We start from the raw sequence: 20,627 nt of genomic DNA, 5'->3' as shown, positions 1-20,627 counted from the left end.
CTGTATTACAAAATTGCAAGAAAAAATATTTCCTGTTACACTGGAACCATGCCTAAAATAATCGATCATGAAAAAAGAAGAAAACAAATAGCCGAAGCCACTTGGCGGACGATTTTGGAGCGGGGAATGGAAGGAGCGACAGTGAGAAACATCGCCCAAGAAGCGGGTCTTTCTTTAGGCGCGCTGAGGCACTATTTCACCACCCAGGATGAGCTTTTAGGGTATGCGATGACACTCGTAAAAGAAAAAGCGGCCGCCAGAATTAACGAAGTTGCCATGAAAGATCTGCCGCCGAAAGAAAAAGCGGTGCGTCTGATGCTTGAAATTATCCCGACAGACGAAGAAACGATGGCTGAAATGGAGGTATGGTTCGCTTTCACAGCTTATGCCAGACATAAGGGAGAAGAGTTTCAACCCCAGCAGGACGGGATCTTGGCATATATCCGCGGCCTGATTGACTGGCTGGATGAAAATAAGCTTCTGAAACCAAATCTTGATAAAGAAACCGAAGCGGAGAAAATGTACGCTATCGCCGACGGGTTGGCGCTGCATGCCATGCTTGAACCTGATCGTCTTTCAAAAGAGAAGATCTCCCGTGTGCTCGTTCAGCATATCGAATCTCTTTTTATCTGACTGAAGCAAAAAGGCCGGATGTGTTCCGGCCTTTTTTTCAGCTTATGACTGAACGCCGAGCTCCTGCTGAATGTGCGACTGAAATGCCTCCTGAATCGTTTTGGCTACAGGTCCCGGCGCGCCGCTTCCGACCGGTTTTCCGTCAAGGGTTACGATCGGGATTAATTCAGACGTCGTTGACGAGATGAAAATTTCATCCGCATCTCTGAGTTCGTCTTCGGTAAGAGCCTTCTCCCGCACCTCAATCCCGTTTTCTTTCATCAGCTCTAACAGTTTCATCCGCGTAATGCCGTTTAAAATCAGCTCATTTGCAGGATGCGTCCGGACGGTGCCGTTTATGACGGCGTATACATTGGATGAGGTTCCTTCCGTGACCGCTCCGTCCCTTATCAGCACCGCTTCATAAGCGCCTGCTTCATAGGCTTTTTGTTTTACCATCACATTATACAGTAAATTCAGACTCTTAATGTCACACCTCAGCCAGCGTTTGTCTTCCGCCGTGATGGCCTGCGCTCCGGCTTTTTGTTCATTTTCCGGTTTTTTCACTGAAAAGGTGTATGCCGTCGTCTGCGGCTCCAAACCTTCGTCATACTGGTGCTTCCGCGGCGCCTTCCCTCTCGTCGTCTGTATATAGACCCCGCCGTCAATGAGTTTGTTTTCCTGTACGAGCTTTTGCAGATCCCATTCTATGTCCTCTGCGGAGAACGGCAGGGTGATGCCGATTTCTGCGGCGCTTCTGAAAAGACGGACGATATGCTCACGCAGACCGAATAAGGCGCCGTTATACACTCTGATGACCTCATACACACCGTCACCGAATTGATACCCGCGGTCCTCAATATCAACTGCCGCTTCTTCACGATCAATCAACTGGCCGTTTACTAATGTCTTCATGTAAACCCTCCTAATCGTTATCTGCCGTGATGTGCATTCTCAGCTGTTATTGTCAACTATTCTATCATACTGAACGAGCCGGCTGCGGAGTTTATTTTTTTCTTAAAATCTTATTATTCGACATCTTTTCTATGTCTTTTCCAGTTTTGTTCCTGTATACTTGATTCGACATACATATGCTGTTAACTTATGGCACTTCGCAAGCCTCCGCTGTTATCGGCATTATGCAGAAACTTATGCTACTGGAGAGATTGTTATGCGCAACACAAAAGAAGGTGCTTCCCCTTCTCTGTTTTCATTAGCTTTTAAACTTACGAGTTTAGCAGTTTTGTGCGGACTGCTTCTGGTAATCGTCATAATGGGATATTCCGCTTCCGCCGCAAAAAACAAACAGGTCACCGTGACCGCAAACGGGCAGCTTCGGGATGAAGCAGAAAGCCTGCGGCTGAAAAATGATTCTCCCGACGTCTTAATGAAACATTTGCAGAAAGAGCGTGACCCAGGGAAAAAAACGGTATATTTAACCTTCGACGACGGGCCGTCTCCATATACTGAACAGCTGTTGAATGTATTGAAGGCAAATGGCGCAAAGGCCACTTTTTTTATGCTTGAACCGCGGATGAAAGCCTATAAGCATTCCGTGCAAAGAGCGAAGCAGGAAGGAATCGCGCTCGGCCTGCACGGCGTGACGCACGATAATCACCTGTTTTATCAAACACCGACATCGCCGCTGAACGAAATGCAGCAGGGACGCGATACGCTCGAGACAATCACTGGAGTAAAAACGGATCTTGTCCGCACGCCTTACGGCAGTAAACCGTCATTGACGGATGCCCAGATTAAGAATCTCGAAAAAGGCGGATTCGTGTACTGGGACTGGACGATAGACAGTGAAGACTGGAAGTACAAAAACGCACGGTACGTGCCGGAAGTATTGAATCAGCTCGCATATTTGGAAAGCGTTCATACGAGCAGGCCGCATGTCATTTTAATGCACGATCTGCCTGCGACGGTGCACGCTTTACCGAGCCTGATTCAAAAACTGAAAGCCCAGGGCTACTCCTTTGATGTTCTGACGGATCAAATGATTCCCGTCCATGAATAAAAAAAGCCGGATCTGTATATGATCCGGCTTTTTTTATGTCGAAGCGCTGATCCGTTTTGCAAATTCACCGATCTTCTCATGGATGACAAGATCAAATAAATGGTCGCAATATGTCGGCTCAAGGTTAATGATCACCTGCTTCAAACCGGGAATCCGGTCCGCATCCTCAGGGACAAACCTTGCCGGCGCCACTTCAAGCGAAGTGCCGATCACAAGAAGAAGATCAGCTTTATCAAGCTTTTCATAAAGGGTTTCAAAATGCTGAACGAGATCGCCGAACAGCACGACATCCGTTTTTAATACGGTGCCGCATACCGCATGATCACCGATTTCGGCCGTACATTCCGGCACTTCGTCCTTCAGCAGATGAGAAAGCCCGTAGCGCGCTCCGCAGCGGGGGCATGCGGCGGTCTGAATTGAACCGTGAAGCTCATAGACACTGCTGCTTCCCGCTTTCTTATGCAGCCCGTCAATATTCTGCGTGAAAATGTCTACCTGCTTTCCCCGCTTTTCAAGATCCGCCAAATACGTATGGCCGGCATTCGGCTCATAGCTTCCGCTCATTTTCATCTGAAAGAGCTGTTTGAATTTAGGCCAGAATTCACGCGGACGGCGTTCAAAGTATTCCCTGCTCATCGCTTCCATTCTGGAGGTGTCTTCGGTCCATATACCGCCCGCCGAACGAAAATCGGGAATGCCGGATTCCGTGCTCATTCCCGCTCCCGTCAGCACCAGGATACGTTCAGCCTGATTGATCAATGTTATAAACGCTTCCACTCTTCCACCGCCTTTTCTTTTTATCATATCATGAAAAAAGAACGGCGCCTGTTATGCCCGTTCTTTTTCTCCGGAATGATCCTTCACATGAACCGGATCATCGTGGCTCTTCTGTTTTACGAATACATTCTGGCCCGGATAGGCGAACTCCACGCCTTCCTCAGCAAAAATATCAATAATCCGGCGGTTGATATCCTGCCGCACGTCCAGGCTTTCCGCCCAGACGATGGTCTTTGTGTAAAAGTTGAAAAACAGATTGTAATAGCTGTCCGCAAACACGTCAAAGTTAACCATAATCGTATCATCATGCACGCCTTCATGTTCACGAAGCATTTCTCTGAGCCTTGTGATACACCGCTCTAAACGATCAATCGGCGTCGCATAAGAAACACGAACGGAAAACGTGACCTGGCGCTTCGTCATCCTCGTCCAGTTTGTGATGGCTTCCATGGACAGCGTTGAATTGGGTACGGTAACAAGCGCCCCCTGCGCCGTCCGGAACCTTGTGCTTCGGAATGTGATATCTTCAACGCCCCCCGTCACAGATGACGTCTCGACCCAGTCGCCGATCGTAAACGGCTTTTCCGTAATGATGATAATGCCGCCGAAAAAATTGCTGATCGTATCTTTAGCCGCAAGCGCGAAGGCCAATCCGCCAAGGCCGAGTCCGGCCACGAACCCGTTTACATCATAATTGAATTCCTGCGCGATCACACTGACGCTGAGCGCGAGAATGACAAAGCGCAGCACCTTGGATAAAAACGGCGCCAAAATGTCATCCATATCCAGCTCAAAACGCTGATTGACTTTATGAAATAAAAACGAAGACGCCGATGTCAGATTGCAAAGCCCCCAGGCGATCAGCGCTATGATCAAAGAGCGGTACATTTTTTTGACAATGTCCATCTGCCCGTCTAAAAACGGCGAATACTCAATCGCCAAAAACAGACCCAGCGCCACGAAAAACCATCTGGCCGGCTTGTCAAACGCTACGGCAATCTGTTTGAATATGTCGGTTTTCGGCTTGTTCGCCAATTTGTAAATGAGCTGAAAAAAGTATTTGACAAACAGTTTTCTCAAAACGAGAAAAGCCGCTAAAATTCCGATGCTGATACTGATCTGCAAAATATGGTCAAGAGTAAAAAAGCTCTGAAATTGTGTCATCATGGCATATGCTCCTTTGTCTTGTCGAAAATCTATTATACTAAAACATTCGGACATCAGCTTGTTTTATTGTCTTTAGGCAGCCTGAAAAACCCCGGCATCAGAGCACAGCCGGGGTTTTTCACACATTCGTTCATCTTTCAGCCAGATACAACAGGGTCAGGCACTATTTCTTCTTTGATTGTGTCTGTTTCAGGAGAGTCGCTTTTTGGATTTCAGCATCGGTTTCGGCCTTAATTCTTTCTTCCACTTTCAATCTCCCTTTTCCCATGATCTCGCCTCCTTTTTGCCATTATAAAACATCACTGCGGATTGTAAACCGAAAAAAGCACTATCTTTATTCCAAAAAAATACTGTTTTGCACATTCACCAGTTTGAATCGCTGTGCATATACGAATCTGATATAATAACAGAAATGCCCATGAGGGGAGCTGACAAGCTTGTATACCATCGCTCATCGCGGCGCATCCGGTTACGCGCCCGAAAATACATTTGCGGCATTTGATATCGCTGCCGAAATGAACGCTGATTTCATTGAGCTTGACGTCCAGCTCACAAAAGACGGCCAGATTGTCGTCATCCATGATGACAAAGTCGACCGGACGACGGACGGCTCCGGTTTTGTAAAAGATTTTACGCTGAAGAAGCTGCAGTCTCTGGACGCCGGCAGCTGGTATGGGGCTGAGTTTAAAGGGGAGCGGATTCCCCTGCTCGAAGAGGTTCTGAAGCGTTATCATTCTGAAATCGGTTTTTTAATTGAACTGAAAGGGCACATTTCTCAAGTCGGTCTTGAAAAAGCAGTCGGCCAGCTGTTAAGCAGGTTTACCTTTTCCATCCACCCTATCGTTCAATCATTCAGTCTCAAGTCGATTCAGACCTTTCACGACATGTATCCGTCCGTTCCGACTGCAATTATCGCAAGACCCAGCTTCGGGATGTTTTCCAAAAGCCAGCTGGCCGCTTACAAATCAGCCGCAAATTATGTCAATATTAAATATACCCGCCTGAATCGGTTCTTGATTTCCACCGCTCACAAACACGGCCTGAAAGTATTTGCCTGGACGGTCAGAAATCACAAGACGGCCGAAAAGCTGCAAATGATGGCAGTTGACGGCATTGTAACTGATTTTCCGGATATTATTTCTAAGGATGGCTGATATGAAACAATACATCGCAATTTTTATCGGAGGCGCGCTTGGCGCATTGCTCCGCTTTGAAATGAGCGCGCACATTCACAGCGGATCTTTCCCGGGTGCCACTTTCCTCGAAAACGCGGCGGGAAGCCTTTTACTCGGTCTTATTACGGGTTATTTCATCATTCGGGCTAAACGCCCTCTTTTGACCGCCTTTTTAGGAACCGGTTTTTGCGGAGGTTTCACGACGATGTCAACCTTCGCAAAAGAAACCATTTTTCTGCTGCAATCGTCTCCCGCAGCGGCTTTTTGTTATGCTGCCGCGACTTTATTCGCTGGTCTTGCCCTTGCATACGCCGGCATTTTTTGGGGACGGCGGATTGCCCTTCACGCAGCGGGAAGGGGGCATGATACGCCATGACGATTGTCCTGATGCTTATCGCGGCGGGTATCGGAGCGGTATTACGGTCTCTGCTGAGTAAAACAATTTCAGAAAGAACAAAAGGTTTTCCGATTCCGCTTGGAATGGCTGCGGTCAACCTGCTCGGCTCCTTCGGCCTCGGCATATTCACCGGATTGGGTCTGGATAATCCTTCTGCCGGCATCATCATCGCGACGGGCTTTTTCGGTGCGTTTACGACCTTTTCCACCTTCAGTATTGAAGCCGTGCAGCTGATGATGAACAATCGCATAAAGGAAAGTCTGCTCTACATCGCTGTTTCAGCAGCCGGAAGCCTTTTGGCATTCTGGTGCGGCTTTGTTATGATATCCATTTAAAAAAACCTTGAGCTTATTTTTCGCTCAAGGTTGCGTTATGAAGCATGACCGTTTCCGGCACGGGCAGCGGGCGGTTTATTGTCCCCTGACCGCCCGGGCGGCCCTGTTCTTCTTTGAGTTCAAGCTGTTTAATAAACCGGCCGTCCATTTCTAATATGAGGGCAGTGTATCCCCCGATTTGTATCGACTCACCCGCACAAATGTCAATATTCCGTTTCAGCACAAGACCGCCGATCGTGTCGACTTCCTCTTCAATCTCTGCGCCGAGAAGATGATTCACCTGATCGATCCGAACCTTTCCGTCCAGCACATAATGGCGTTCGGACAGCTTTTGAATCTGCGGCTGTTCGTCCTCATCAAATTCGTCTCTGATATCGCCGACGATTTCTTCAAGTATGTCTTCGGTCGTCACAAGACCGGACGTTCCGCCGTATTCATCAGACAATATCGCCAAATGAATCCGTTCTCTCTGCATTTTTATCAGCAGGTCGTGTATCGGGATCGTCTCGATGACTTCAATCACCGGGCGGACGTAAGACGTGATGGATACTTCCGCTTTTTCATCTTCTGTCATAAACAGCAGATCTGAAAAGAGATGCTTCGTATTGATCATGCCGATGACACTGTCTTTGTCCCCGTCCGTTACGGGCCAGCGCGTATATTTGTCTTTCAGCATCATATCAAGCATTTCCGGCACGTCCATATCAGTGGAAACAGCCGCGATTTCTTTTCTCGGGATCATGATTTCCTTGGCGATCCGATTATCAAAATCAAAAATTTTATTCACAAATGTATATTCAGACGGATTGATTTCTCCGTTTTTTAAACTTTCTGACAGCAGGATCCGCAGCTCTTCTTCAGAGTGGGAGCCTTCATGCTCAGATGCCGGCTTTAATCCGGCCAAACCGGTCAGAATTCTCGCGGAGCCGTTCAGCACCCAAATAAACGGGAACATGAACACGTAAAATAACCGAAGCGGTCCGGCAATCCATAACGTCAGCTTTTCCGCTTTTTGAATCGCAACCGTTTTAGGCGCAAGCTCACCGACGACGACATGCAAAAACGTAATCAGCCCGTACGCCGCAGCAAAAGCAGTCACATGCTCGGCTGAATCCGGCAGCCCCATGCCCTGAAACACAGGATGAAGCATCCGCTCAAATGCAGGCTCTCCCAGTACGCCGAGCCCGATGGATGTGAGTGTAATGCCAAGCTGCGAGGCGGATAAATACTCATCAAGATCCGTAATGATACGCTTTGCGAGCACCGCCCGTCTGTTCCCTTCTGAGATGAGCTGATCGATTCTGGATCTCCTCACTCTGACGATCGCAAATTCACTCGCCACGAAAAACGCCGTTAACGCAATGAGCACACCGATTAAAATCAAACTGTCAATATCGTCCATTTCACCTTATCCCGAATTGAAGGATAAGGACGTCACCTCCTGATTTCATCGTTTTTTCTTAAGCGAGAGGAACGAAATGGGTGATTGACTACACAGAGGGCCCCATCCTGCCACCTCCTAAGTCAAAGCATGATTGTCATTTGTATAGTTTATTGTATCACAACTCCATTCTTTCATCATTTTCAGATTTTTCACCATATAAAAACAGCCTTCAAAAAGAAGGCTGCCGTTATCTGCTTCGGAAATGATTTTCTAAACAAAGCGCCGTATTAATCCCCCCGAATCCCATGCTTAAGCTTAACGCATGGTGTACGGTATGGGCGCTCGGCCCGTCGGTCACCCACTGAAATGAATCGTCAATCGGATCCGTTAAGTTTCGGATCGGATGAAGCTTGTTTTCCCGCATTTGCAAGAGAACAGCAATGATTTCCACCGTTCCGGCCGCACTCAGACCGTGTCCGGTAATCGATTTTGTCGCATTAATCCGCGCGTGCGACAGGCCGCTTTCAGAAAGCGCCCGGCATTCAGTCTTATCTCCGATCGGCGAACCAGTGCCGTGCGGGTTGATGTAATCGATCTCTTTCGCTGAAAGACCGGCCCGCTCCAGCGCCTGGCGGATCACCGTCATTTCGCCCTCTGCTGAAGGATTCGGGTTGCGGTTCGCATCGGAAGCCATCCCCCAGCCCTTTAAGCCGGCCCACGATCGTGCGCCCCTCTCTTCGGCAGATTCAGCGCGTTCCAGCACAATCGCCCCGCACGCCTCTCCGAATATAAACCCGTCCGTATGCCGGTCAAACGGGCGGCAGGCGGCTCCAGGCCGTTCAGCGTATGTATCAGTGCCCATCGCTCCCAAAGAACGGAGAGCGTGACACTCCATGTACGACAGATCGGCCAGCGCCCCGATCACGATGCACCGGTCAAACAGGCCTCCTATGATTCCTTGAGCAGCCTGGATAACCGCCGCCTGGCCGCTTGCCGACGCGCCGCCGACCGTAAAGGCCGGCCCTTTTATCCCGAATTGCTCCGTGCAAAGCCCCGACAAATCACTATCCATAAAAGAAAGCCCGTATGTCGGATTTACAAATTGCGGCGTTTCACCGTTTTTCTCAAAGGCCTGCAGCAATTCGCGCTGCGTCATATTCGACCCGCCGATGATCAGACCGGTGCGGCTGTGATCAGCGCCGTCTAATTGAGCGTCATGCCACGCTTCATATAAAGCGATAAGCGCCGTCTTTCCTGATAATGCGGCCCTTCGGTACAAGCGCTTCGACAGCGCGTCCGGCGGCGTTAATTCGCTAAGCTCCGCGCCGATAAACGAACTGCCTTTCTGCCGGCCGGGGCGTTTCATCACATCAAAGGCGTGCCGCCCCTCCATGAGCGCAGCGAGAAACGCCTCCTTGCCTTGTCCGACCGCGGTTAAGACTCCGATTCCTGTAATGCTGATGTCTGACGTGCCATTATTTCTCCTCGACATGTGTCCGTTCTCCCATCTTTATGTATTGGAAGCTATGAAGAAAAATCTTGATACAGTGCTTTGAAAATATCGCGCGAATGTCTGATCTGTTCCGAAGGCACGCTGAAAGATAATCGGAAATAGCCGCTTTTTCCAAATCCGCTGCCGGGTACGATCAATAGTTTGTATTTCTGTGCGGCATGCATGCAGAACGCCACCTCGTCTTCAATCGGTGATTTCGGAAAGACGAAAAAGCCTCCTTTCGGCATTTCAAATTCGAAGCCGGCTTCTGTGAGGATGTCCACCATAAGGTCTCTCCGCTTTCTGTAAGGTTCAGCGTCAATCGAAAGATCATCCATTTTCGCCACGGCGCGCTGCATCATGACCGGAGCGTTCACAAAGCCGAGCGTCCGGTTGCAGAAAACGAACGCATCCGTCAGAAGATCGCCCTCAGGCATTTGGGCGTCCGCCGCGATATACCCGAGCCTTTCCCCCGCAATGCCGAGATCTTTACTGAATGAACTGACTAAAATCACGCGGTGATACGCCTGAAACGGATTCGCCTGCTCTTCTCCGTAAATCAGCTGGCTGTACGGTTCATCAAATAAAATAAATATGCTTTGGCCGTTCCGCTCTTCGGCTTCTTTTAATAAGGCGCCCAATTCGTTAAGGTTTTTCTGGCTGAGCACAGTCCCCGTCGGATTATGCGGCGTATTGACGATCAGTCCTTTCGTACGGGGGGTGATCGCACCTTTAACCGCTTCAATATCAATCTCAAATGAGTCAGTCAGCGGGCAGATGACGGGTCTGCCGCGGTAATTTTCAACATACGCTTTATATTCCGCAAAATAAGGCGAAAGAAGGATGACTTCTTCCTCCGGGTTTAAAATGCTCTTCAGCGCGACATTCAGCGCCCCGCCGGCTCCGACCGTCATAACTGTATGCCTGGCGGAAATTTCTGTCTGAAACCGCTCTGACAAAAAGCGGGCAACCTTTTCTCTCGCCTCCGGAAGCCCTTGGTTTTGTATGTATCCGTGCCGTCCTGTTTCAGCCGCTTCGCATAGCGCCTTTTTAAATGTTTCAGGCGGCTCCGCAACCGGATTTCCTATCGAAAAGTCAAACACCTTATCGGCGCCGAACTCTTTTTTCAGCCGAGCGCCTTCATCAAATAGTTTGCGTATCCATGAACCTTTCTCCAGATTCTGTGTCACTTCCCTTGATAAACCGGCCACTGTCATCTGTCCCTTCTGTCTTTTTCTGCCGTTTCTATTTACAATGATTATGAAAGATTTACATGGCGCAGTCAACGCTTTTTCAGACAGCCTGCCGCCCCGTTTCAGGAGAAAGACGGAAAACAATAAACTTGTGCAAACTCCCCTTCATATATTAAACTATTCTCATAACTATAACGTGATGGTTGGGGAGGGATTTAGATGGGGCTGAGACTTATCGCATCAGTGAATTAGCAGAGCTTGCCGGTGTAACGAAACGCACGGTGGATTACTACACAAACCTCGGGCTTTTAAAGCCTGACAGGTCTTGTTCGAACTATCGTTACTACGATACACTTGCACTTAATCGGTTAAAGTTTATAGTCGCTTGTAAAAAGCAGCGATTGGCCCTGTCTGATATAAAAGATCGACTGGAGAACCAGTTTCCCTCTTCAGCCCTGCCTGACGATGTTGGAAATCTGGCATCGGAAATTGATCATATGAATCAAAACATCTCCGGGATCTTGAATCGGTTTGAAAAGCTTGAACCAGAGGAGCGCGCCCAGCTGAAAAAAAGGCTGGCTCCTGAAAAGCTTGCAGTGCTTCAATCATTTATGCTGCTGTTAAGTTAAACCATTATCTTACTAACAGGAGGTGTTACCTTCATCTTCCCAAAAGAAGTGAAGGTTCTAATTGGACATTGTGAATTTGATTTTAGTCGCGGTTTTAATCGCGCTGACGGCATTTTTCGTAGCATCTGAGTTTGCGATAATCAGAATCAGAGGCTCACGGGTTGACCAGCTTATAGCAGAAGGAAATAAAGCCGCAATCGGTGTCAAAAAAGTGACCACGCATTTAGATGAGTATTTATCGGCGTGCCAGCTCGGCATAACATTGACTTCCATCGGTCTTGGTGTCTTAGGCGAATCAACGATTGAACGCTTGCTTCACCCGCTTTTCACAAAGATAAACGTACCAAGCTCATTATCGCATATTATTTCATTTATTCTCGCCTATGCGATCATTACATTCTTACACGTGGTCGTGGGAGAATTAGCGCCGAAAACAGTCGCCATCCAGAAAGCGGAAGCCGTTTCAATGCTGTTTTCGAAACCGCTCATTTGGTTTTACCGCATCATGTTCCCGTTTATCTGGCTTCTGAACAACTCCGCCCGTCTTTTAACGAAGACGTTCGGTCTGGAGACGGTGTCTGAAAATGAGCTTGCCCACTCTGAAGAAGAGCTGCGCATCATTTTATCGGAAAGCTATAAAAGCGGTGAAATCAACCAGTCTGAATTTAAATATGTGAACAAAATCTTTGAATTTGACGACAGACTTGCAAAAGAAATCATGATTCCGCGTACGGAAATCGTCAGTCTGCCGCATGATATCAAAATTTCTGAAATGATGGATATCATTCAGATTGAAAAATATACCCGGTACCCTGTCGAAGAGGGTGACAAAGATAATATTATCGGCGTTATTAACATTAAAGAAGTGCTGACCGCCTGCATCAGCGGCGAAGTATCAGTCGACTCGCCGATTACGGATTTTGTCAATCCGATCATCCATGTGATTGAGTCGGCACCGATTCACGATCTGCTTGTAAAAATGCAGAAGGAACGGGTTCATATGGCGATTCTGTCGGATGAATACGGCGGAACCGCGGGGCTTGTCACCGTTGAAGACATTATTGAAGAAATCGTCGGGGAAATCCGTGATGAATTTGATATCGATGAAATCAATGAAATCCGCAAACTCGGCGACGGCCATTACATGCTTGACGGCAAGGTCCTGATTGATCAAGTGAACGAACTCCTCGGCATCCATTTAGAAAATGACGAGGTCGACACCATCGGCGGCTGGTTCCTTACCCAGAAATACGACGTCGAACAATACGACTCGATTATCGAAGAAGGCTGCGAATTTATCATTAATGAAATTGACGGCCACCACGTCGCATATATCGAAGTGAAAAAACTGGCGTTTGATGAACTGCTGGAAACCGCCGAACAAAAAGAAGCATAACAAAAAAGCTTGCGCGTCTGATACAGACGGCAAGCTTTTTTTCATTTACAGTTGTTCAAGTTTTTTCTCAAGCTCTTTAATTCTGGCATTCAGCTCTTCTGTCATGGCCGCAAGCCTCTCCTTCGGCGCAAGATCGGAAAAGTCCTCCAAAAAAATCGGCTCGCCGATGATAAGCCGCATTTTTCCCTTTTTAAACAGCGCTTTTCCCGTAGACGGCCCTTTATATGCGGCCGGAACGAGCGGCGCTTTCCCCATTTGGGCGATGGTCACGGCCCCTCTTTTCAGCGGGACGTCTTCAGAAGTTCTCGTGCCGCTCGGAAAAATCCCGACAATCTTCCCTTCCTTCAGAAGCTTAATCGGCGTTTTAATGCTGCTCGGACCCGGATTTTCACGATCAACCGGAAACGCGTGAATCTTCTTTAAAAAACTTCCGATCCACTTTTTCTGAAACAGCTCTTTTTTCGCCATATAATGAATCTGATGGGGCAATATCCCGACACCGAGCGTGAGGACGTCCACCCAGCCCGCATGCGTGCACGCGATAACGAATCCTTTATCAGACGGAAGATTCTCTTTATTGTATACTTTGACTCCTCCGCGCAGAGAAAGAATGAATTTGATGGCATTTGCACAAAACTTATACATAACGCACTTCCTTTGTTGTAATGATCAAAAGTGTTCTCTCTCTATTATAACAATATTTTTTATTACCTGGTACTAATAAATATATTTTTCCTCCGCCGATCTCTATCTTTTATGACGGATTTTGGGTACTATAGAGAAATGGTGTTTGATGAGGTGAAAATGAATTTAAGCCGTTTGCATGGAACGTGCAACTTTAAACCTTTCTTATGCGTGTATAACATAGAGGGGAGAAAAGGCAGTGACGATCGATGAAATTTACCAAATGTATATGAATGATGTTTACCGGTTCCTGCTCTCCATGACAAAAGACAAGCATCTCGCTGAAGATTTGCTGCAGGAAACCTTTATGAGGGCATACATACACATTCACTCCTACGACCACAGCAAAGTAAAGCCATGGCTTTTTCAAGTGGCGAGAAATGCGTTTATAGATTATGTCAGAAAACATAAAAAGGAAGTGACCATTTCCGATGACTTAATTGGGAGCCTTTTTCAGACGGCTGTTCAAAGCCCGGCTCATCAGATTGAAATCAAGGAAGTGCTGACAGGGTATATGTCCGAACTTCCCGACAATTATCGGGAGGCCTTAACACTGTATTATTTAAAAGAACTGAATTACAAAGAAGCATCCCATATTATGAATATTTCAGAGGCTAATTTTAAAAGTGTTTTATTTCGTGCCAGACAGCGGCTGAAAGCACTTTATAATAGAGGTGTTAATGATGAATGAAGAATTTAAAAAGCGTTTTTACCAATACAAAAATGGAGAAATGAGCGACCGGGAAATGGCCGCCTTTGAAGAAGAGCTGGAAAAGCTGGAAGTCTATCAGGAGTTGATTGAAAGCGAAATGCAGGACGACCGGGAATGGGACGTCGGCATCAGCCCGGAAAAACAGAAGGCCATTTTGTCATACGGAAAACGCAAATCGTATTTGCGGATTTCAGTTCTCGCCGTCATCTCCACTTTGATGATTTTGCCGCTTTGCACTTTGGGAAGCTACCTCTATTACGGTCTGGGAGGAAAGGAAAGCACCGGCAATCAATTAATGGAAACCGCGGCCGTGACGGTCGCGACCACCATGCCGAACGTCCTCGTCGATACCTCCGGACTGAAAAGCCAGGTGAAGCTGTTTGGAATGAATACAGAGTTTCCGCTGCAAAAGCAGATCGGCACAAAAACGAAATCCGTCGGCGGAGAACGGATTGAAATGTTTTTAGATACGGTCAAATCGCCTGCCGTTAACTACTATGATCTAGACGCGGCACAGGCAAAGCATTATTTCGCCCATCCTTCGGGCTTAAAGGAACGCACGATTGACAAAGCCGGACAGACATTAAAAAAATTGCCTGAAGGAAGCGTGGCGGAGGTCTATCTTTCTTATGACCGGGCCTACCCTTCTTCTCAAGTATATTCAACTTTTAAAAAATACGATGTGAAGTTTTTATGGAACGCGGTCGAAACGGAGAAAAATCTGAAAGACAGTCCTTATGCCGAGCCGTTAGGATTTCCCGGGAAAGATTCCAAGATGGTGTCCTCTTTCGAAACGCAAGGACAGACAGACCGTGAACAATTTATCAATGCCCTTGAATTTATGTCCCGCCATAAAAAATGGGCGCATGCAATATCGAAACGCAAAGACATGAATCTGGGCAGCCGAATCGACTATGTTGAACATCACGGAATGAACGTATACGGCTCTGTCGTGACGGGGCCGACAAAAGAAATCGAACGTCTGCTGAAAAACAAAACAGTAAAAGCAGCAAACATCGGTGAGGTGGAATTATGGAATTGGTAAGAATTTTTAAAGAGCATAATGTTTTCGGCTGGATATCAGTCGGTACCGCGATTTTGTCGCTGCTGCTGTTGAACGTGGCAATCATCAGCAATGTGACTTTCTATTCTTATCAGATGCTGCCGTTTGCGATGGCCGCCGTGCCGTTCGGCATCATTGAGCTGTTTATTAAAAAAGGACGGACGGGCCCGGGACTGCTCGGTGTCATCCTCAACCTTTTCGTCATTGTCTGTGTATATACGATCGTTGCCGTTGATACGAATCTGCAATTCGGTTTTTAAACATAAAAACAGGCCCTTTTACGGGGGCCTGTTTTTTTAAAATGGAAGAACGCCGATTAAATGCAGCAATACGACGATGATAGCCAGCGGCACGAGATATTTCAGAAGGAAATACCACACCTGAAAGAAACGATAGCCGATGGCGGAACCGCTTTTCATCTCGGCGAACAGCTCCCGCTTCGGTATTTTCAGCGGGATGAAGATTGATATTAATAAAGCGCCGAGCGGAATCAGCACATTGCTCACTGTGAAATCCGCTAGATCAAAAAACGTTTTTCCGAACAAATGAACATCACCGAGCACACCGTATGATAAACACGACGGAATTCCGACTAAGAAAATGAGCAGACCGCTTGTCCACGACAGCTTCTTCCTTTTCGTTTCATCACCTTTCCCGACAGTCGCTACGATAATTTCCACCATCGAAAAGGCCGAAGTCAGCGCGGCGAAGAAAAAGACCGCCAGAAAGCTGATAAAAAACAGCGAGCCGAACGGCAGCCGGTCAAACACAGCCGGCAGTACGGTAAACAGCAGTGTAGGCCCTTCATCCGGTTTAAAGCCGAACGAAAAAACCGCCGGAAAAATGGCCAGTCCCGCAAACAGCGTGACGAGCACATTCATCACAACAATGGAACCTGCCGATCCCGGAAGGTTTTGGGTTTTCGGCAGATACGAACTGTATGTCACCATGACCGAAACGCCGAGCGTTAATGTAAAGAACGCCTGTCCTAAAGCATATAGGATGGATTCCGGCGTCAAATCTTCAAAGTGCGGAACCAATAAAAATCTAATCCCCTCAACGGCATGATCGAGCGTGACTGATCGCAGCACAAGCAATAGAAACAGCACGAATAAAACCGGCATCAGCACCGCACTGACACGTTCAATCCCTTTCTGCACGCCTTTTGCGACGACCGCCACTGTCAAGATCATAAATACAAGCTGCGCGGCGAGAGTCTGGATCGGATTTTCAATGACCGTCCCGAACACCGTTCCGTACTGCTCCTGAGTGAGCCCGGATAAAGAACCCGTAACAGCTTTTAACACATAAAGCAAAATCCACCCGCCGACAACACTGTAAAAAGACAAAACTAAAAAACAGGCCGCCACACCCACATAACCCGTGAGGTGCCATACCGACTTCGGCGCGGCTTGTTTGTAGGCATCAATCGCATTTGTCTGGCTCCGTCTTCCGAAAATAAATTCACCGAGCAAAAGCGGATAGCCTAAAAGCACGGTAAAGAGGACGAATACAAGAAAAAAAGCGCCTCCTCCGTTCGTACCCGCTACGTAAGGGAACTTCCAAATGGCTCCCAGGCCGATCGCCGAACCGGCAGCGGCCATAATAAATCCTATTTTTGAGGCCCATTGAACCCTTTTTTGGTCAGACACGACTTTCCACTTCCCTTCCGCCCTATATTATCCCTTATTCGCTGCGATAACTTAAGTCTATTTCAATATGTTTCATTATTCCGAAAAATAAAAAGGAGCGGCGGGTGCCGCTCCTTACAAATCCCCGTTTAATTTCGAATGCTTTCTCGAATATAAGAAATAAATCACCAGACCGATGATCAGCCAGATAAAGAAACGGAATATGGTGGTGGCGCCAAGGTTAATAATTAAAAATACGCAGAACAGAATGGATAATATCGGAATAAAGGGAACCCCCGGACATTTAAAAGCTCTCGGCAGATCAGGCTGTTTCTTTCTCAATACGATAACCGCTACTGAAATCAGGACAAATGCGGCAAGCGTGCCGATGTTCACCAGCTTCGCCAGCTCATCAAGCGGGACGAGTGAGCCGAGTAATGCCGACAGGATGCCGAACACCCATGTCACCACGTGCGGCGTTTTATGCTTCGGATGGACTTTTGAAAGCGCCCCCGGCACCAAACCGTCACGGGACATGGCAAACATCACCCTCGTCTGGCCGTACAGCATGACGAGCATCACCGTTGTCATTCCCAACACTGCACCGATATCAATAATCCCGGCCACCCAATTCTGTCCGGCCATCTGCAGGACGAGAGACACGGGATGGTCAACGCCTTCAAAGCGGGCAAACGGAACGACGCCCGTCATAATCGCCGATACGGTCACATACAGCACAGTGCAGACGATTAATGAAAAGATAATTCCTTTCGGCAGATCCTTCGCCGGATTTTTCGTTTCTTCAGCGGCGGAAGAGACGGCGTCAAAACCGATAAAAGAGAAGAAAACGAGCGCCGCGGCACTGAAAACACCGCCGAACCCCATCGGTATAAACGGCTGCCAGTTGTGAGGTTTGACATATACGGCCGCAACGGCGATAAACAATAGAACAACCAGAACCTTCAAAATGACCATAATATTATTGACCCGCTTCGATTCCTTAATGCCTAAGTAGAGGAGGAATGTAATCGCAAGCACGATAACAAATGCGGGGAGATTAAAGAATGTGACCGTGCCTTTAATAGATCCCGGCGCGGCCGTTAATGCGGTCGGAAGATGAATGCCGAAGCCCGCCAAGAATGATTGAAAATAGCCGGACCAGCCGACCGAAACCGCACTGACGGCGAGCATATATTCCAAGATTAAATCCCATCCGATGATAAATGCGAGAAGTTCACCCAGTGTCGCATAAGTAAACGTGTAGACGGAACCGGAAACCGGGACGCTTGAAGCAAATTCGGCATATGATAAAGCCGCAAATAAACACGCAAGAGCGGCGATGACAAATGAAACGGTCAGCCCCGGCCCCGCCGTGACAGCGCCTGTTCCGGTTAATACAAAAATTCCCGTTCCGATGATGGCCCCTATCCCCAGAAGGGTCAGATCAAAGGCCCCTAACTCTCTTTTCAGCGACTTTTCCCCGCCCGTTGCGGCAAGCAGGTCCTGAATGCTTTTCTTTCTGAATATGCTCCCCTTCATCTGCTTCACTCCTTGTAAATCAATATATGTTAGAATATTCAGACAACAATAGCAATAATGACTAAATTCTTATTTTTCGCATGAAATGTTTCAGCACATCATTCCTTTCTCCTACATCATATTATAGCGAAAAATATAAAAATGAAAATGACTTTTTTGAAAATTCTATATATTATTTCAGTTTTCATAAAACAGAACTCAGCGGATTCTCTGCTGTGAAATATTAACATTAGTGATTCGGCTGGAGACTTCCATTTGTAATCAAATAAAAATCCCGCACTTTTTAAAAGCGCGGGATAAGACTTGCGTATTATGTTGAAATAAACCTGCCGCCATTTACGTGAATGGTTTGCCCCGTCATATAGGAAGATTCGTCTGAAGCCAGAAGCACGTAAGCTCCGGCGTGTTCCGCAGGCTGTCCCGGTCTTCCCATCGGAGTGTCCAGACCGTGCTTTTCCACCTTTTCTTCAGTAAACGTTGCCGGAATCAGGGCGGTCCAGATCGGCCCGGGTGCCACCGCATTTACTCTGATCCCCTGATCGGCCAATGACATCGCCATTGAACGCGTAAAGGAAACGATGCCGCCTTTCGTGCACGAATAGTCGATCAATGATGTGTCTCCCTGATAAGCGGTAATCGACGTTGTATTAATGATGGCGCTCCCTCTTTTGAGATGAGGCAGCACAGCTTTAGTCATATGAAACATAGAAAACATGTTTGTACGGAATGTCTTCTCCAGCTGTTCAGCCGTAATATCAAGAATCCCGTTTTGCGGATGCTGCTCAGCCGCATTATTAACGAGAATATCTATTTTTCCGTAGTGATCTAAGACTTGCCGGACCGCCTTCTGACAATGCGCCTCATCACCGACGTCTCCCGGAATTAACAGGCATTCGGCCTGGTATTCTTCCGCACGCTTTTTCGTTCTCTCGGCATCGGCATGTTCGTCTAGGTACAGGATGGCAAGATCCGCCCCTTCCTTCGCGTAAGCGATCGCAGCCGCTGCGCCGATGCCGCTGTCTCCGCCCGTGATGACGGCGACTTTTCCTTTTAATCTGCCCGATCCTTTTACATCCGGGTCCTCCAAGAGCGGTTTTGGCTCCATGTCTGACTCAATGCCGGGCTGGCGGTTTTGCACCTGCGGCTTTTGTCCTTCCGTCTGTCTGTCCATCGGATTCATATTCTCACACTCCTGCAATTGGTATTACTGAGACGATACCACGCAGTGCGGGGAATTAAACGGACAAATATGCCGGTAATTAAAGCTGCTGAGCCGTTTCGGGAAAAGCGCCGGTGTATTTCGCAGACGGCCTGTAAATCATGTTGTCAGCGGACTGTTCAAGCACATGTGCGCACCAGCCTGCCATTCTGCTTGCTGAAAAGGTCGGCGTAAATAAATCATTGTCGACATCAATGGCCTGCATCACAGCCGCTGCGTAAAACTCCACATTCGTATACAGCTTCCGTCCGGGCTTATATTGCTCTAACAAGCGGATGGCTTCCTTCTCCACATAAAGCGCCAAGTCAAGCGACGGATCATTTCCTGCCACTTCTTCAGCCTTTATGCGCAGCGCTTCCGCCCGCGGGTCTTTTGTTTTGTACACCCTGTGCCCGAAGCCCATCAGGCGTTCTCCCCTCATAAGCTTCGCTGTCAAATACGCTTCTGCATTTTCTTTTTCCCCGATGTCTTCAAGCATTTTCGTGACACCTGAAGGAGCGCCTCCGTGCAGCGGCCCTTTCATCGTACCCAGTGCGGCAGTGACGGCAGACACTAAGTCCGATTCAGTCGAAACGGTGACTCTCGCCGAAAAAGTCGATGCATTCATCCCGTGCTCCATCGCCAGAATCATATACGTCTCAAGCGCTTTCTTTTGGGCTGCGGACGGCTGCCTGCCTGTCAGCATATACAAATAGTTTTCAACGTGTCCGTATCGCGCCTCGGGTGACAGCGCTTCCTGCCCTTGTTTACGGCGGTATCTGTACGCAATAATCGTCGGTGTGACGGCAATCAGTTTAATCGCTTCTTCCGGCTTGGGCGGATATGTAAATGAATCTGTGCCCAAACCCGAAACAGCCGTTCTCAGCACCGCCATGTCGTCCATTTCATCCGGAAGCGTTTCCAGTAAGCCGATCAAATGTTTCGGAAGCCCGCGCTCGGCTGCAAGTTCTTCCTGAAACGCAAGCAATTGCCGCTCATCAGGAAGCGCCCCGTTCAAAATGAGATACGCCGCTTCTTCAAAACTGAATTGCAATGCGATATCCTTCGCGTCATAGCCGCGATATATTAAATGCCCCTTTTCTCCGTCAATGTGGCTGATCGCCGTTTCTGCACAAGTAATCCCTTTCAATCCACGATAAATCAATTTCATTCCCCCTTATCCTCTTTCTGTTATTATAGTAAATATAATATTTAAAAAATAA

Annotated in this window: 22 protein-coding genes; 10 read left to right on the top strand and 12 right to left on the bottom strand. The window is 47.8% G+C overall.

The window, feature by feature from the left end; all coding sequences use genetic code 11:
* Positions 1-48: 48 nt before the first annotated feature.
* Positions 49-633, top strand: a complete 585-nt coding sequence (locus VP472_RS04855) for a TetR/AcrR family transcriptional regulator (RefSeq protein WP_015388489.1) — start codon at positions 49-51, stop codon at positions 631-633.
* A gap of 42 nt (positions 634-675) precedes the next feature.
* Here the strand turns inward: VP472_RS04855 and dat are convergent, their stop codons facing one another.
* Positions 676-1,527, bottom strand: a complete 852-nt coding sequence (gene dat, locus VP472_RS04850) for a D-amino-acid transaminase (protein WP_077722003.1) — start codon at positions 1,525-1,527, stop codon at positions 676-678.
* A gap of 256 nt (positions 1,528-1,783) precedes the next feature.
* Between dat and VP472_RS04845 the strand changes: the two genes are divergently transcribed.
* Positions 1,784-2,632: a polysaccharide deacetylase family protein gene (locus VP472_RS04845; protein ID WP_031378441.1), complete on the top strand. Its 849-nt coding sequence runs from the start codon at positions 1,784-1,786 to the stop codon at positions 2,630-2,632.
* A gap of 33 nt (positions 2,633-2,665) precedes the next feature.
* Here the strand turns inward: VP472_RS04845 and VP472_RS04840 are convergent, their stop codons facing one another.
* From VP472_RS04840 to VP472_RS04830, 3 genes are all read right to left on the bottom strand, one after another.
* A complete protein-coding gene (locus VP472_RS04840) occupies positions 2,666-3,436 on the bottom strand; it encodes an NAD-dependent protein deacylase (RefSeq protein ID WP_217365421.1) in 771 nt (256 codons plus the stop codon).
* A gap of 24 nt (positions 3,437-3,460) precedes the next feature.
* A complete protein-coding gene (locus VP472_RS04835; RefSeq protein ID WP_003155296.1) occupies positions 3,461-4,576 on the bottom strand; it encodes a mechanosensitive ion channel family protein in 1,116 nt (371 codons plus the stop codon).
* A 163-nt stretch (positions 4,577-4,739) separates the two neighbouring features.
* Complete coding sequence (locus tag VP472_RS04830; protein WP_003155299.1) at positions 4,740-4,844, bottom strand: YhdX family protein; 105 nt, start codon at positions 4,842-4,844, stop codon at positions 4,740-4,742.
* Positions 4,845-5,013: 169 nt separating this feature from the next.
* Here VP472_RS04830 and VP472_RS04825 point away from each other — a divergent pair, with 169 nt between their 5' ends.
* From VP472_RS04825 to crcB, 3 genes are read left to right on the top strand one after another with little or no spacing between them, the layout of a single operon-like run.
* Positions 5,014-5,730, top strand: a complete 717-nt coding sequence (locus VP472_RS04825) for a glycerophosphodiester phosphodiesterase (protein ID WP_077722000.1) — start codon at positions 5,014-5,016, stop codon at positions 5,728-5,730.
* A 1-nt stretch (position 5,731) separates the two neighbouring features.
* Positions 5,732-6,127, top strand: a complete 396-nt coding sequence (locus tag VP472_RS04820) for a fluoride efflux transporter FluC (RefSeq protein WP_070081569.1) — start codon at positions 5,732-5,734, stop codon at positions 6,125-6,127.
* Positions 6,124-6,483: a fluoride efflux transporter CrcB gene (gene crcB, locus VP472_RS04815; RefSeq protein WP_121984134.1), complete on the top strand. Its 360-nt coding sequence runs from the start codon at positions 6,124-6,126 to the stop codon at positions 6,481-6,483. Before VP472_RS04820 ends, crcB begins: the two co-directional genes overlap by 4 nt.
* 13 nt (positions 6,484-6,496) lie before the next feature.
* Here crcB and VP472_RS04810 read toward each other — a convergent pair whose 3' ends face one another.
* The 3 genes from VP472_RS04810 to VP472_RS04800 all read right to left on the bottom strand — a co-directional run bounded on the left by VP472_RS04810 (position 6,497) and on the right by VP472_RS04800 (position 10,576).
* Positions 6,497-7,885 (bottom strand): hemolysin family protein, encoded by a 1,389-nt coding sequence (locus VP472_RS04810; protein WP_146276428.1) that lies wholly within the window; start codon positions 7,883-7,885, stop codon positions 6,497-6,499.
* 229 nt (positions 7,886-8,114) lie between these two features.
* Complete coding sequence (locus VP472_RS04805) at positions 8,115-9,359, bottom strand: beta-ketoacyl synthase N-terminal-like domain-containing protein (protein WP_146276426.1); 1,245 nt, start codon at positions 9,357-9,359, stop codon at positions 8,115-8,117.
* Between the two features lie 32 nt (positions 9,360-9,391).
* Complete coding sequence (locus VP472_RS04800) at positions 9,392-10,576, bottom strand: pyridoxal phosphate-dependent aminotransferase (protein WP_146276424.1); 1,185 nt, start codon at positions 10,574-10,576, stop codon at positions 9,392-9,394.
* 179 nt (positions 10,577-10,755) lie between these two features.
* On the opposite strand from VP472_RS04800, the gene VP472_RS04795 reads away from it, so the two are divergent.
* Both VP472_RS04795 and VP472_RS04790 read left to right on the top strand, forming a co-directional pair.
* Complete coding sequence (locus tag VP472_RS04795; protein ID WP_014304704.1) at positions 10,756-11,181, top strand: Cu(I)-responsive transcriptional regulator; 426 nt, start codon at positions 10,756-10,758, stop codon at positions 11,179-11,181.
* Between the two features lie 61 nt (positions 11,182-11,242).
* Positions 11,243-12,577 carry a hemolysin family protein gene (locus tag VP472_RS04790; RefSeq protein ID WP_003155308.1) on the top strand — a complete coding sequence of 445 codons (1,335 nt, stop codon included), beginning with the start codon at positions 11,243-11,245 and terminating at the stop codon, positions 12,575-12,577.
* 45 nt (positions 12,578-12,622) lie between these two features.
* On the opposite strand, the gene VP472_RS04785 is transcribed toward VP472_RS04790, so the two are convergent.
* Positions 12,623-13,222: a lysophospholipid acyltransferase family protein gene (locus tag VP472_RS04785; protein ID WP_003155309.1), complete on the bottom strand. Its 600-nt coding sequence runs from the start codon at positions 13,220-13,222 to the stop codon at positions 12,623-12,625.
* Positions 13,223-13,460: 238 nt separating this feature from the next.
* Here VP472_RS04785 and sigM point away from each other — a divergent pair, with 238 nt between their 5' ends.
* From sigM to VP472_RS04770, 3 genes are read left to right on the top strand one after another with little or no spacing between them, the layout of a single operon-like run.
* Positions 13,461-13,952 (top strand): RNA polymerase sigma factor SigM, encoded by a 492-nt coding sequence (sigM, locus tag VP472_RS04780; RefSeq protein ID WP_003155312.1) that lies wholly within the window; start codon positions 13,461-13,463, stop codon positions 13,950-13,952.
* Positions 13,942-15,018: an anti-sigma factor gene (locus tag VP472_RS04775; protein ID WP_088005355.1), complete on the top strand. Its 1,077-nt coding sequence runs from the start codon at positions 13,942-13,944 to the stop codon at positions 15,016-15,018. Before sigM ends, VP472_RS04775 begins: the two co-directional genes overlap by 11 nt.
* Complete coding sequence (locus VP472_RS04770) at positions 15,006-15,296, top strand: anti-sigma-M factor (RefSeq protein ID WP_003155315.1); 291 nt, start codon at positions 15,006-15,008, stop codon at positions 15,294-15,296. The genes VP472_RS04775 and VP472_RS04770 overlap by 13 nt, the downstream gene beginning before the upstream one ends.
* Before the next feature lie 36 nt (positions 15,297-15,332).
* Here the strand turns inward: VP472_RS04770 and VP472_RS04765 are convergent, their stop codons facing one another.
* From VP472_RS04765 to VP472_RS04750, 4 genes are all read right to left on the bottom strand, one after another.
* A complete protein-coding gene (locus VP472_RS04765) occupies positions 15,333-16,688 on the bottom strand; it encodes a sodium-dependent transporter (protein ID WP_070081565.1) in 1,356 nt (451 codons plus the stop codon).
* A 114-nt stretch (positions 16,689-16,802) separates the two neighbouring features.
* On the bottom strand, positions 16,803-18,206 hold the full coding sequence (locus tag VP472_RS04760) for a branched-chain amino acid transporter BcaP (RefSeq protein WP_014304702.1): 1,404 nt from the start codon (positions 18,204-18,206) through the stop codon (positions 16,803-16,805).
* A gap of 310 nt (positions 18,207-18,516) precedes the next feature.
* The gene (locus VP472_RS04755) at positions 18,517-19,386 is read right to left on the bottom strand and encodes an SDR family oxidoreductase (protein ID WP_014417296.1); all 870 of its coding nucleotides are present in this window, start codon (positions 19,384-19,386) and stop codon (positions 18,517-18,519) included.
* A 79-nt stretch (positions 19,387-19,465) separates the two neighbouring features.
* On the bottom strand, positions 19,466-20,569 hold the full coding sequence (locus VP472_RS04750) for a citrate synthase/methylcitrate synthase (protein WP_024085068.1): 1,104 nt from the start codon (positions 20,567-20,569) through the stop codon (positions 19,466-19,468).
* Positions 20,570-20,627 lie beyond the last annotated feature (58 nt).

The sequence above is a fragment of the Bacillus sp. MT(2024) genome, from assembly GCF_036362845.1.
Lineage (GTDB): Bacteria > Bacillota > Bacilli > Bacillales > Bacillaceae > Bacillus > Bacillus velezensis.
Note: the sequence above shows the minus strand (reverse complement) of the source record. Positions and strands in the feature narration are given on the sequence as shown.

Excerpts from the sequence above, each read along its gene's own strand:
- VP472_RS04830 (WP_003155299.1), bottom strand. The coding sequence starts at position 4,844 with ATGGGAAAAGGGAGATTGAAAGTGGAAGAAAGAATTAAGGCCGAAACC.
- VP472_RS04785 (WP_003155309.1), bottom strand. The coding sequence starts at position 13,222 with ATGTATAAGTTTTGTGCAAATGCCATCAAATTCATTCTTTCTCTGCGC.
- crcB (WP_121984134.1), top strand. The coding sequence starts at position 6,124 with ATGACGATTGTCCTGATGCTTATCGCGGCGGGTATCGGAGCGGTATTA.
- dat (WP_077722003.1), bottom strand. The coding sequence starts at position 1,527 with ATGAAGACATTAGTAAACGGCCAGTTGATTGATCGTGAAGAAGCGGCA.
- VP472_RS04835 (WP_003155296.1), bottom strand. The coding sequence starts at position 4,576 with ATGATGACACAATTTCAGAGCTTTTTTACTCTTGACCATATTTTGCAG.
- VP472_RS04855 (WP_015388489.1), top strand. The coding sequence starts at position 49 with ATGCCTAAAATAATCGATCATGAAAAAAGAAGAAAACAAATAGCCGAA.
- VP472_RS04755 (WP_014417296.1), bottom strand. The coding sequence starts at position 19,386 with ATGAATCCGATGGACAGACAGACGGAAGGACAAAAGCCGCAGGTGCAA.
- VP472_RS04840 (WP_217365421.1), bottom strand. The coding sequence starts at position 3,436 with ATGATAAAAAGAAAAGGCGGTGGAAGAGTGGAAGCGTTTATAACATTG.
- VP472_RS04775 (WP_088005355.1), top strand. The coding sequence starts at position 13,942 with ATGATGAATGAAGAATTTAAAAAGCGTTTTTACCAATACAAAAATGGA.
- VP472_RS04805 (WP_146276426.1), bottom strand. The coding sequence starts at position 9,359 with ATGTCGAGGAGAAATAATGGCACGTCAGACATCAGCATTACAGGAATC.
- VP472_RS04845 (WP_031378441.1), top strand. The coding sequence starts at position 1,784 with ATGCGCAACACAAAAGAAGGTGCTTCCCCTTCTCTGTTTTCATTAGCT.
- VP472_RS04760 (WP_014304702.1), bottom strand. The coding sequence starts at position 18,206 with ATGAAGGGGAGCATATTCAGAAAGAAAAGCATTCAGGACCTGCTTGCC.
- VP472_RS04800 (WP_146276424.1), bottom strand. The coding sequence starts at position 10,576 with ATGACAGTGGCCGGTTTATCAAGGGAAGTGACACAGAATCTGGAGAAA.
- VP472_RS04770 (WP_003155315.1), top strand. The coding sequence starts at position 15,006 with ATGGAATTGGTAAGAATTTTTAAAGAGCATAATGTTTTCGGCTGGATA.
- VP472_RS04810 (WP_146276428.1), bottom strand. The coding sequence starts at position 7,885 with ATGGACGATATTGACAGTTTGATTTTAATCGGTGTGCTCATTGCGTTA.
- VP472_RS04820 (WP_070081569.1), top strand. The coding sequence starts at position 5,732 with ATGAAACAATACATCGCAATTTTTATCGGAGGCGCGCTTGGCGCATTG.